The sequence below is a fragment of the Kitasatospora sp. NPDC058444 genome (assembly GCF_042721415.1).
Taxonomy (GTDB): Bacteria; Actinomycetota; Actinomycetes; order Streptomycetales; family Streptomycetaceae; genus Kitasatospora.
On the sequence record NZ_JBHXLL010000015.1, the window covers coordinates 86,717 to 98,350 of the forward strand.

Below are 11,634 nucleotides of genomic sequence, written 5' to 3' on the forward strand. Positions count from 1 at the left end.
CGTCCGTGGTCCCGGCCGAGCCGTCTCCCAGGCCCCGTCCGGACCGTCCCAGAATCCCCCGAAGGAGACCGCCGTGGGTAAGCGTCGCAAGCCCAGCCCCCCGAGCCGGGCCCGCATGGCGGTCCTCACCACGGCCATGGCGGCCGGCGGCGCGGTCCTCGCCTCCGGCACCGCCCACGCCGAGCCGGCCCCGAACCTCGCCACCGTCAAGGAGCAGGTCGACCAGCTCAACGAGGAGGCCGAGCAGGCGATCGAGAAGTTCAACGGCTTCCAGGAGAAGCAGCAGAAGCTCCAGGGCGAGGCCAACCTCATCCAGGAGAAGGTCGCCCGCGGCCAGGAGACGATGAACGAGCTGCGGACCCGGCTCGGCGCCGTCGCCGCCGACCAGTACCGCAGCAACGGCATAGACGCGTCGGTCCAGCTGATGCTCGACTCCGACCCGTCCGCCTACCTGGAGCGCGCCGCGGTGCAGAACCAGGTCTCCGAATCCCAGGCGAACCTGCTCAAGCAGGCCCAGGACGAGCAGCGCAGGCTCGACCAGGACCGCGCCGAGGCCACCGCCACGCTGGCCGCGCTCGACTCGGTGGGCACGCAGCTGGCGGAGCAGAAGAAGGACATCCAGGGCAAGCTGGCCCAGGCCCAGGCGATGCTGAACAAGCTCAGCGCCGAGGACCGCGCCAAGATCAACGCCCAGCAGAACGCCGAGAAGGCCAAGGCCGAGGCCCAGCAGGCCGCCACCGCGGCCGCCAAGGACCGGGCCTCCCGCTCCGCCGACCGCCCGGACATGAACGCCCCGGTGCCGGCGGCCAGCGGCCGGGCCGCGACCATCATCGCCTTCGCCCAGGCCCAGCTCGGCAAGCCCTACGGCTGGAGCATGACCGGCCCCAACAGCTTCGACTGTTCCGGCCTCACCGGCGCCGCCTACCGCGCGGCGGGCGTCAAGCTCTCCCGGATCTCCCAGGACCAGTGGAACGACGGCCCGCACGTCGACCGGGCCAACCTGCAGCCCGGCGACCTGGTCTTCTTCTACGACGACATCCACCACGTCGGCCTGTACATCGGCGACGGCAAGATGATCCACGCCCCGCGCACGGGCAAGAACATCGAGGTCCTGCCGATCTCCGCGATGCCCTACAAGGGCGCCGTCCGCCCGGCCTGACCGCTGACCGCGCGCCCCGCCGGCGGGGCTGACGAACGCCGCGGGCCGCCGCGGACCGGGGTCACCGGCCCACGGCGGCCCTCCGGCCGCGGTGGGGTCAGCGCAGCGGGCGGCAGAGCAGGACGTCCGGGACGCCGTAGTGGAGCCACTTCCAGGTGTCGGCGACACCCGCGACGTACTCGTCGTCGGAGCACTGGCCCTTGTAGTGGCCCGGCGCCCAGTCGCCGGCGGTGGCGCCGCCGGTGGCCGGGCGGTTGTCGCCGTGGTCGAACCACACCGTCCGGCCGGCGGTGGGCAGCGGGGTGGCGGACGGGGCGCAGAGCAGGGCGGACATGGCGTTGCGGTTGACGCTGTAGCCGACGGCGAACGTGTTGTCGGGGCACTGGAGCTTGTCGTAGCCGGAGGCCCAGTCGCCCCCGGTGACGTAGCGCTGGTCGGTGACGGTCACCCAGGCACCGCCGCCGGTGACGGGCCGGCCGGCGTCGGTGCACAGGCCACGGCTGTCGCCGCGGCCGAGGCCGACCAGCCGCTGGCCGTCGGGGCAGTTGCCCTTGCGGTTGCCGGTGCTCCAGTCGGGCAGGGCCAGCATGCGGCTGGAGACGTTCTGGTCGGCGTGGTCGAGGTCGAGCATGTTCCAGTGGCTCACCGGTGCGACCCGGCCGGTGTACGAGGGCGCGTCGACCAGCTTGTGCCAGTCGGCGGCGCGCCAGTCGCCCGGGTCGTCGAGGCCGAGCTGCCGGCCGTCGGCGTCGTAGGAGAGCAGCGCCCAGTCGTCGTTCGGGACGCCGCCGTTCTGCCAGCCGACCAGCGGCCAGAAGGCGAAGTCGGTGTCGTTGGCGGCCAGGATGTCGGTGAAGCGGTCGAACCAGGCCTGTTCCTTGGTGTTCGTCGAACCGCGTCCGGCGGCGCCGAACTCGCTGATCCAGACCGGTGCGGTGAAGTGCTGGCCGGAGCGCGTGACGAACAGCGCCTGCTGGTCGACCACCTGGGCCAGTTGCTCGGGTGTGAAGTCCTGGTAGCGCGGGTCGTCGGTGGCGCCCAGACCGCCGGCCGCGCCGGTGTTGGCCGGGCCGGTGTAGGCGTAGAAGTGCGCGGCGTAGACCAGCTTGTCGGACCGGACGAGGGTGTTCGACAGGGTGGCGACCGGGGTGAGCATCGGCCGGCCGTGGGAGAACCCGGCGGCGGGGATCCCGTACCAGTTGATGCCCTCCATGACGACCAGCATGTCCGGGTCGGCCTGGAGGATGCGGTTGCCGGCCTCCTCGAAGGCGGCGTACTCGTCGTGGGCGTCGCCCATCCCCCAGTTGGGGTCGTCCCAGGTGTCCCGGCGCACCTCGTTGCGCAGGTCGGCGCCGACGACGCGCTTGTCCGCCTTGTAGCGGTTCACCATGAACAGCCAGTCGTCCTCCCACTGCGCGGTCGACTGGCCGCTGTTCCACCGCTCGTTGCCGTCCAGGCCGCAGCAGAACCGGTAGCTGGTGGTGTGGTTGTTGAGGACCACCGCGAAGCCGTCGGCGGTCAGCGCGGCGACGACGGCGTCGTACACCTGGAGCGGCGTCTTGCCCCTGAGCTGCGGGTTGGCGGTGACGGCGGCGTCCGGCACCGGGGTGGTGTCGTGGATCATCGCGTTGGCGAACGGGAGCCGGACGCTGTTCAGGCCGAGGCCGTGCAGGCCGGTGAGGATCCGGCTGATCGGCGCCCGGTCCAGGCCCAGCGGGATGTTGTACGACACCTGGCCGGCCTGGTTGTTCGCCGGGTCCGTGGTCGAGCCGCTGCCCTCCCAAGTGCCCTGGGCGCCGGCCCAGTTGCCGGCCTTCAGTTTGAACCGGTCGCCGTTCGCGTCGACGATGTAGCGGCCTCGGGTGCTCAGCGGGCCGGTCCAGGAGGCGGCGAGCGCGGGGCCGTCCATGGCCGGCGTGGCGGCCGCGGGGGACTGCGGGGCGGCGGCCGGGACGGTCGGGGAGGCGGGGGCCGGGGCCGCGACGGCGGCCGGTCCGGCGAGCAGGGACGCCGTCGCGACGGTGGCCACGAGGAAGCGGCGGCGGGTCCGCGGTGGTCGGGCTGGACAGCTGGGGTTCACTGGGTCTCCATGAGGCGGGGCAGGGGCAGGAGTGCTGACGGTACGTCGGACCGCCGTCCGCGGAACAGGTCCTGAATTAACCCTTGGGAAAGGCCCTGTTCCGGGATCGTGAAGTCTCGGTGATCGCGATCCGCGAGCGCGCGAACCATTCAGAAACACCGTCAGCGAGTGTTAAGTTACCCGTCGGTCGGGGCCAGTGCGATGGCCCCGGGCCATGCGCCCCACCACAAGTCACCTCCGCTTCAGCTCAGTTGACCCGAAGGGACCCTCCACGTGACCGTGCGCAAGCTGACGTCGTCAGCCGCCGCGACAACGACCGTGCTCCTCCTCTGCGGCGCCATCCTGAACGGGGCGGCGGCATCACCGGCCGCTGCGACCACGAACAGTACGACCACCGCGACCAGCACGACCGTCGCGACCGCCACGACCACCGCGACGGCCGACCCGGCCGCCGGCCCCGGCACGCCGGCGACGCTGGCGCCCCCGGCGTCCGGTACGGCCGAGGCCGTCGTGGCCACGCCGGCGCAGGGCAGCGCGCCGGCCACCGCCACCGCCGCCCCCGGCCTCGCGCTCTCCTCCTATGACGCGGCCACCGGCGCCGCCGTGCTCGCGCCGACCGCCACCGGCCCGCAGTCGCTCTCCGCCCGGGCCGACGCCCCGGCCGCCGCCGACGCCGCGGCCGCCGTCCAGCCCGGCCAGCTGATCGACAGCCCGCCCACCCCGGCGGCCCCGCAGGGCGCGCTGGTCGCCGTCACCGGTGTGCAGCCGACCGCCGACGGCAAGGTCGTCGTCACCACCCGCCCGGCCACCCTCCCCGAGCTGCTCGGCGCCACCAGCACCAGCCTGCACAGCGCCGTCAGCCCGAGCGCGTTCCAGGTCCAGCCGCAGATCGGCGGCATCCAGGTCACCACCGACCTCGGAACGACCTCGGGCCAGGGCTCCGTCTCCGGGAGCCTGGGGCTCACCGCCAACGCCACCGTCCCGCTGCCGAACGGGTCCTCGGCGAAGCTCTCCGGCTCGGTCTCGCTCACCCCGGCCGTGGACTTCTCCTACCAGGGCGGCCTCGGCCTGATCGACCCCCAGCAGGCCCGGATCGGCTTCAGCCTGGGTGCGCACGCCGACTGGCACGTCAGCGCGGACCTCACCGCGAGCACCGGGGCGGTCCGGATACCGCTGGCCACGTACAGCGCCAGCCCCGTGGTGATGGTGGGCCCCCTGCCCGTCGTCATCAACCTGAACTTCACCCTCTCCGCCGACATCGCCGCCGACGGCACCGTCACCCTCGACGCCGAGCAGGCGTACGACGGCAAGTGGGGCGTCCACTCCGACTACGTCAAGGGCCCGGGCTGGACCACCACCACCGACCCCGGGACCTCCACCGTCACCCCGCTGCGCCTCGACCTCAGGGGCTCCGCCTCGGCGAAGGCCGGACTGCTCGCCGAAGGCTCGATCGCCCTGTACGACACCGTCGGCGTGAAGGCGTCGATCGAGCCGTACCTGCGGGCCGCCGTCAACGGTTCGATCGTCCTCAACGGCGCCGGCGGCACCCCGGACATCAACGGCACGGCCGCGCTTTACGGCGGACTCGACATCAACGGGGCGCTGATGGCGCGGCTCGCCATCCTCGGCACCCCGATCCTCTCGGCCGATCTGCCCTTCCTCGCGTTCCACCGCGAGTGGCTGCTCGCCTCGGTGAGCACCGGCCCGAACCCGCCGCGCCTGGTGGACTGGACCTCGCTCAGCGCCGGCCTGTCCGACGACGCCCACTCCGCCTACCTGAAGACCCGGCCGGACTGGGACCCGTACGCCCTCAAGGCGTCCTGCCCGGACGGCAGCCGGCTGATCGGTCTCAGCCACGGCGGTGACGACGGCCTGTGCACGGACGTCACGAAGACGGACCTGTGGGACGCCGGCCACGCGTACGTCGTCGACCACGGCGGCACCTACGTGAACACCGACTGGGCGCCGGGCTACAGCAAGGCCCAGTGCCCCGCCGGCTCCTACGTGTCCGGCTACAGCCGCAACGGCCGGACGATGGGCGTGCTGTGCGCCAAGTCGGCCGCCCCGACGGGCGCTTCGACCCGCACGCTCTGGTTCGACAAGGGTGACAACCGGCCCGCGGTGGCCTCGGGCGGCGACTTCGCGTACGGCTTCGCCAAGGGCCAGTGCGCGAACGACGAGTTCGTCGCCGGCGTGGCCTACAGCCAGCCCTGGTGGCAGCTGTGGGCGGCGCGGCCGTACGCCCTGCTCTGCCAGAAGCTCGCCTGACCGTCGCACCGGGCATCCGGCCGGGCGTCACTCCTCACCGGGGGGTGGCGTCCGGCCGTCGGCCTGTGCGAGACGTTCTGCGGTCGGAGCGGTCGGAGCGGTCGGAGCGGTCGGAGCGGTCGGAGCGGTCGGAGCGGTCGGAGCGGTCAGAGCGGTCGGAGCAGTCGGAGCAGTCGGAGCGGTCAGGGCGATCAGAGCGCGGCGAGCCGTCGCAGCAGCTGCGCCGGGTCGGTGAGGCCGCAGGCCCGGCGGACGGCGGCGTCGTGGGCGGCGGCGAGGGCGTCCAGGCGGGTCAGCCGGGTGCGGCCCTGGCGGGAGAGGTGGGCGGTGATCCTGCGGCGGTCCTGGTCGCCCTGGCGCCGGTAGGCCCAGCCGGAGTCGCACAGCGAGTCCACCAGCCGGCTCAGGCTCGCCTGCGGGATCAGCAGGGCCTGGGCCAGCTCGCCCATCGCGTGCCCCCGGCCGTCCGCGAGGGCGCGCAGCAGCCGCCACTGGTCGACGGTGCAGTCCTCCTCGGCCAGGGCGGCGGCGAGGCCGCCGGAGAGCCGCCGGTGCGCGAGCGTGACCAGTTCGACCAGGAGTGGCTCCGGGGCGGCGGGACGGTCCGTCGGTCCGCCCGTGGACGGGTCTGCGGGTTGCTCCGTGGGCCGGCCCGTGGACCGGCCGGCGGGATCGCCGGGACGGACCTCGACCCCCGGTGCGGCACCAGCTGCGGTCATCGGACGCTCCCTTTCCGGCCTTCCCCGATATCGGCGGTACGACGATACTCGCACTGTGAGCGTCGAGGTGAGCTTGATCGATCCGCTCGACGCGCTGCACTCGGTACGGGAGGGGGCGGCGTTTCGGGTGGGCCTCGTCGTGCCGCAGTCCGGCCCGCTCGGGCTCACCGGCCCCTCCGCGCTGGACGGGGCGCTGCTCGCCGCGCACGAGGTCAACGCGGCCGGCGGGGTCCTCGACCGCCCGTTGGAGCTGGTGCTGGTGGACGGCGGCGGCGCGCCGGACCGGGTCGCCGGCGAGGTGCGGCGGCTGCTGGACGCCGGTGCGCTGGACGCGCTCGCCGGGTGTCACACCAGCGATGTGCACCGGGCGGTGGAGGCCGTCGCCACGGGCCGGCTCGCGTACGTCTTCACCCCGCCGCACGAGGGCGGCTCCCGGCTGCCCGGCGTGCTCTGCACCGGTCTCGATCCGTACCGCCAACTCGGATCCGCTGTCCAGCAGTTGACGGTGCGTCACAGTATCCGCCGCTGGGCGCTGATCGGCAACGACTACATCTGGCCGCGCTCCGTCCACCGGGCCGCCGAGCGGCTCGCGGCACGGGCCGGTGCCCGGGTGGTGCTGGAGCGGCGGGTTCCGTTCGGGGCGGTCGAGGCACTGCTGGAGCCGCTGCTGGACGCGGTGCGCGCCGCCCGCGCGGACGCCCTGCTGCTCAGTCTGATCGGGCGCGACCTGGTGCACTTCAACCGGGCGCTGCGGCGCAGCGGACTGGACCGCACGGTGGTGCGGCTCTCCGGCGCCCTGGAGGAGAACGGCCTGCTCGCGCTCGGCGGCGACGACACCGGGACGCTGTACGCCGCGATGCCCTCCTTCGCGACCCTGGCGGAGGAGCGCCGGCAGAGCTTGGCCGAGCGGCACCGGGCGCTGTGCGGCCCGTGGGCGCCGGTCCTGGACGCGTACGCGGTGGGACTGTACGAGGGCCTGCACCTGCTCGCCGATCTGGCGGCCCGCGGGGCCCTGGCCCCGGACGGCCTGCCGGCGGCGGCCGACCGGCTGCTGCACCGCGCGGGTGCGGGCCGGGCGCCGATCCACCTGGCCCGGGCCGAGGGCCTCGGCTTCGCCGTCCTGCCGCGGTAGCCCCGGGGCGGGGGCGCCTCCTTCTCGCCGGGTGGCACGCCCGCCAGGTGGAATGCCCGCCAGGTGGAATGTCGCGACAGAACCCTTCCATCTGGAAATAGTTGCCCCTACAGTCTCTCCACACACCCGCAGGGTCGTCACGGAGAGAGAGCACCATGGCCGACACACCCGCGCCCCAGGGCATCGAGAGCTACGGCTACCAGCAGGAACTGCGCCGCTCGCTCGGCTTCACCGACCTGCTCGTCTACGGGCTGGTGTTCATGGTGCCGATCGCACCGTTCGGCATCTTCGGCGGCGTCTTCCAGGGCTCCGGCGGCATGGTCGCCCTGGCCTACCTCCTCGGCATGGTGGCGATGATGTTCACCGCCCTGTCCTACGCCCAGATGTCCCGGGCCTTCCCGATGGCCGGCTCGGTCTACACCTACGCGGGCCGCGGCATCGCCGCCCCGGTCGGCTTCCTGTCCGGCTGGATGATCCTGCTCGACTACGTGCTGGTGCCCGGGCTGCTCTACCTGATCGCCGGTGTGGCGATGAACTCGCTGGTGCCGTCCGTCCCGGTCTGGCTCTGGCTGATCGGCTTCGTGCTGCTCAACACCGTCGTCAACTACCTCGGCATCGAGACCACCAACCGGGTCAACAAGGCGATGCTGATCGGCGAACTCGTCGTACTGGCCGTGTTCGTGGTGGTCGGCGTGATCGCCCTGGCCGACGGCAAGGGCCGGGGCTTCGACTTCACCCCGCTGTACAACGCGCACACCTTCTCCTGGAGCCTGGTCTTCGGGGCGGTCTCGATCGCGGTGCTCAGCTTCCTGGGCTTCGACGGCATCTCCACCCTCTCGGAGGAGAACCGCGACTCCGCCAAGGCCATCGGCCGGTCCATGGTCGCCGCGCTGCTGCTCGCGGGCACACTGTTCGTCGTGCAGACCTGGGTCGCCTCGCTGCTGGTCGCCGACCCGGACGCGCTGATCCGGGACGGCGACCCGAACGGCACCGCCTTCTACGACGCGGCCCGCACCGCCGCCGGCGGCTGGCTCGCCACGCTGACCGCCGCCTCCACCGCCGTGGCCTGGGGCTTCGCCAACTCGCTGGTCGCCCAGGCGGCCACCTCCCGGCTGCTGTACGCGATGGCCCGCGACCGCCAGCTGCCCGCCTTCCTGGCCCGGATCCACCCCACCCGCCGGGTGCCCGTCAACGCGACCCTGCTGACCGCCGGGATCTCGCTGGTGCTCGGCCTCTACACGGCCTCGCGCGAGGACGGCATCACCCTGCTCAGCACCCTGGTCAACTTCGGGGCGCTGACCACCTTCCTGGTCCTGCACGTCGCCGTGGTCGTCCACTACCTGATCCGCAAGCGCAGCAAGGACTACTGGCGGCACCTGATCGCCCCGGCGCTCGGCTTCGCGATCCTCGCGTACGTGGTGGTCAACGCCGACATCGCGGCCCAGCGGCTCGGCTTCGTCTGGCTGCTCGTCGGCGGGATCGTGCTCGCCGGGCTGATGGCGACCGGGCGCAGGCCCCGGCTGGCCGTCGCCGAGACCGAACCCGCGACCGACGTCACCGCCACGGACGCCGCCACCACGGACGCCGCCACCACGGACGCCGCCACCACGAACGCCGCCACCGCCAAGGAGGAGCAGTGAGCCTGCCCGAGATCATCCGGCTGACCCCGACCCCGGAGGACTACGCCTACACCTTCGGCGGCCGCGCCCCGCTGGTCACCGTCCAGCCCGGCACCGTCATCGAACTGACCACCGAGGACTGCTTCGGCGGCAAGGTGCGCGGCATCGGCGACCTGCCCAGCCAGGTGTGCGTCTTCCCCTACCTCAACCCGGTCACCGGCCCGGTCGCGGTGGCGGGCGCCGAGCCCGGGGACGTCCTCGCGGTGCACTTCGTGGAGATCACCCCGGCCCGGGAGTACGGCGTCTCCAGCACCTTCCCGCACTTCGGCGCGCTGACCGCGACCCACACCACCGCGATGCTCCACCCGGCCCTGGAGGAGCGGGTCTGGGTCTACGACCTGGACGTCGAGGCGGGCGTCTGCCGGTTCCGGGCCCGCGGCAGCGAGTTCACGGCGGAGCTGCCGCTCGACCCGATGCACGGCACGGTCGGGGTCGCCCCGGCGGGCGGCGAGGTGCTGGCCTCCATCACCCCGGGCGCGCACGGCGGGAACCTGGACACCCCCGAGATGCGGGCCGGCACCACCGCGTACTTCGGGGTCAACGTCGAGGGAGGCCTGCTCGCCATCGGCGACGGCCACGCCCGCCAGGGCGAGGGCGAGGTGTGCGGCACGGCGGTGGAGGCGGCGATGCGCACCACCGTGATCGTCGACCTGGTCAAGGGCGGCGGCCCGGCCTGGCCCCGGCTGGAGAACGACGACTTCCTGATCAGCACCGGCTCGGCCCGTCCGCTGGAGGACGCGTTCCGGATCAGCCAGCACGACCTGGTCGGCTGGACGAGTGAGCTGCTCGGCCTGGACGGGCTCGACGCCTACCAGCTGGTCAGCCAGGCCGGGCTGGCTCCGGCGGCGAACGTCTGCGACACCAACTACACGATGGTCGCCAAGCTGCCGAAGAGCCTGCTCGGCCGGGCCCGCGCCTACGACGGGCTGCACGACCGCCTGCGCGGGACCGCCGCGGCGTACCTGCGGCACCGGTAGCGGCGCGGCCGACAACGCCGGGTTCGGGCGCGCGGGTTCAGGCGCCCGGGTCAAGGACCCGGCAAATCTCACAGACCCCCACCCCACCCCCACCCGGGGCCCGTCGGCACCCCCACGCCGACGGGCCCGCGGGGTGTCCGCCGGGGTTTCAGGGGTGCGGCGCGCAGACCAGCAGGTACGGGAGCAGCGGCAGCACCGACACCCCGAACCGCCAGACCGCCCGGCGTCGTCCGGTCCCCGGCCGGCCCAGCCGCCGGACGCGGGCGAGCACTCCGGTGGAGGCCACCCCCAGCGCCCCGCCGCCCTCGGCCGAGGTCGCGGTCGAGGGCGCGGTCGAGGTCGAGGTCGCGCTCGCCGCGGCCGGGTCGCCGGTCGCCAACGCGCAGAGGGCGGCGGCCAGTTCACCGCGCGACACCCGCTCCAGCGCCGCGTCGTCCGCGGCCATCTCCAGCAGCAGTGCCACCTCGGAGCGCCCCAGCCGGGCCAGCGGCAGCGGCCCGAGCAGCAGCGCGAAGGTGTCGGCCGGCAGCCGGAACAGGTGGTGGCGGCCGCGGATGTGCCCGTGCTCGTGCGCGACGGCCGCGGCGAGCTGCCGCTCGTCCAGCAGTCGCAGCGCGCCGCGCGACAGCACCACCCGGGGACGGCGCCCGGGCAGGCAGTAGACGGCCGGGCGGGCGTGCTCCAGCACCAGCGCGCCCCAGCGCCGGTCCGGTACGCCGACCACGTCCAGGACCGCCCGGTGCCGTCGCCGGGCCCGTCCGGTGCGCAGACCGACGGCCGTCACCAGGGCGGTGAGCAGGGCTCCGCCGACGGTGAGCAGCCACCAGTCGTGGGTGTGCGGCAGCACCGGCCCGGCCGGTTCGGCGGGCAGGAGCCGTCCGAACGGGTCGAGCGGACCGAGCAGGCCGAGCAGTCCGGCGGGCCGGTGGGCGAAGGGCTCCAGCGCGTGGTGCGCGGTGAGCAGCAGGGCCACCGCGAACGAGGCCATCAGGGCGATCCAGAGCGCCGCGCCCGCCGCCGGACGGGCCTGGAGCCGCGCGGAGCCGGCCAGCCGTCGGGGCAGCAGGACGCCGGTCACCACCAGGTGGAGGCAGAGCACCGCGAGGGTCACTCGGGGCCCCGGGACTTCACCTGCTCGAGGGCGGCGAGCAGGGCCGAGGCCTCGTCCCCGCTGATCCGGTCGACGAAGTGGAGCAGCGCGCCCGCCCGGTCGGGGGTGGTCTCCAGCGCCTGGTGCATCAGCCGGGCGGTGTACTCCTCGCGGCTGCAGGTCGGCTCGTACACCCAGGCGCGGCCGACCTTGTCGCGGCGCAGCCAGCCCTTGGTGTGCAGGATGTCCGCGACCGTGGTGACGGTGGTGTACGCGACGGCCCGCTCCCGCTGGAGGTCGTCCACCACCTCGCGCACCGTGGCGGGCCGGCCCCAGGACCAGAAGCGGTCCATGATCTCGGCCTCCAGATCGCCGAACCCCCGTAGCACCGCCCTCTTCTCCCTCGTCGAGCCGACCACCGGCGCCCTTCGCCCGCCGGAACGCGGCCCATGCTACGGCGAGCGCCGGGGGGCCCCCCCCCCCCCCCCGGGGGGGGGGGGGGGCGCGGCCCGGGGGGCGAATAAACAAAA

At 73.8% G+C, this 11,634-nt stretch carries 9 protein-coding genes; 5 read left to right on the plus strand and 4 right to left on the minus strand.

The window, feature by feature from the left end:
* Positions 1-73 precede the first annotated feature (73 nt).
* The gene (locus tag ACFWP2_RS17970) at positions 74-1,159 is read left to right on the plus strand and encodes an NlpC/P60 family protein (protein WP_380452270.1); all 1,086 of its coding nucleotides are present in this window, start codon (positions 74-76) and stop codon (positions 1,157-1,159) included.
* A 97-nt stretch (positions 1,160-1,256) separates the two neighbouring features.
* Here ACFWP2_RS17970 and ACFWP2_RS17975 read toward each other — a convergent pair whose 3' ends face one another.
* On the minus strand, positions 1,257-3,239 hold the full coding sequence (locus tag ACFWP2_RS17975; protein ID WP_380452272.1) for a glycoside hydrolase family 5 protein: 1,983 nt from the start codon (positions 3,237-3,239) through the stop codon (positions 1,257-1,259).
* Positions 3,240-3,512: 273 nt separating this feature from the next.
* Between ACFWP2_RS17975 and ACFWP2_RS17980 the strand changes: the two genes are divergently transcribed.
* Positions 3,513-5,507, plus strand: coding sequence for a hypothetical protein (locus tag ACFWP2_RS17980; RefSeq protein ID WP_380452275.1), 1,995 nt, complete (start codon positions 3,513-3,515; stop codon positions 5,505-5,507).
* A 191-nt stretch (positions 5,508-5,698) separates the two neighbouring features.
* Here the strand turns inward: ACFWP2_RS17980 and ACFWP2_RS17985 are convergent, their stop codons facing one another.
* Positions 5,699-6,226, minus strand: coding sequence for a MarR family winged helix-turn-helix transcriptional regulator (locus ACFWP2_RS17985; RefSeq protein WP_380452278.1), 528 nt, complete (start codon positions 6,224-6,226; stop codon positions 5,699-5,701).
* Positions 6,227-6,281: 55 nt separating this feature from the next.
* On the opposite strand from ACFWP2_RS17985, the gene ACFWP2_RS17990 reads away from it, so the two are divergent.
* From ACFWP2_RS17990 to ACFWP2_RS18000, 3 genes are all read left to right on the plus strand, one after another.
* Positions 6,282-7,358, plus strand: coding sequence for an ABC transporter substrate-binding protein (locus ACFWP2_RS17990; protein WP_380452280.1), 1,077 nt, complete (start codon positions 6,282-6,284; stop codon positions 7,356-7,358).
* A 155-nt stretch (positions 7,359-7,513) separates the two neighbouring features.
* Positions 7,514-8,998 carry an APC family permease gene (locus ACFWP2_RS17995; protein ID WP_380452282.1) on the plus strand — a complete coding sequence of 495 codons (1,485 nt, stop codon included), beginning with the start codon at positions 7,514-7,516 and terminating at the stop codon, positions 8,996-8,998.
* Positions 8,995-10,014 carry an acetamidase/formamidase family protein gene (locus ACFWP2_RS18000; protein WP_380452285.1) on the plus strand — a complete coding sequence of 340 codons (1,020 nt, stop codon included), beginning with the start codon at positions 8,995-8,997 and terminating at the stop codon, positions 10,012-10,014. Before ACFWP2_RS17995 ends, ACFWP2_RS18000 begins: the two co-directional genes overlap by 4 nt.
* Before the next feature lie 148 nt (positions 10,015-10,162).
* On the opposite strand, the gene ACFWP2_RS18005 is transcribed toward ACFWP2_RS18000, so the two are convergent.
* The gene (locus tag ACFWP2_RS18005) at positions 10,163-11,125 is read right to left on the minus strand and encodes a M56 family metallopeptidase (protein WP_380452287.1); all 963 of its coding nucleotides are present in this window, start codon (positions 11,123-11,125) and stop codon (positions 10,163-10,165) included.
* On the minus strand, positions 11,122-11,493 hold the full coding sequence (locus ACFWP2_RS18010; RefSeq protein WP_380452289.1) for a BlaI/MecI/CopY family transcriptional regulator: 372 nt from the start codon (positions 11,491-11,493) through the stop codon (positions 11,122-11,124). Before ACFWP2_RS18010 ends, ACFWP2_RS18005 begins: the two co-directional genes overlap by 4 nt.
* Between the last annotated feature and the right edge of the window lie 141 nt (positions 11,494-11,634).

What these genes read in the sequence shown, in the direction of transcription:
- ACFWP2_RS17985 (WP_380452278.1), bottom strand. Translation starts at nt 6,226, where the DNA reads ATGACCGCAGCTGGTGCCGCACCGGGGGTCGAGGTCCGTCCCGGCGAT.
- ACFWP2_RS17995 (WP_380452282.1), top strand. Translation starts at nt 7,514, where the DNA reads ATGGCCGACACACCCGCGCCCCAGGGCATCGAGAGCTACGGCTACCAG.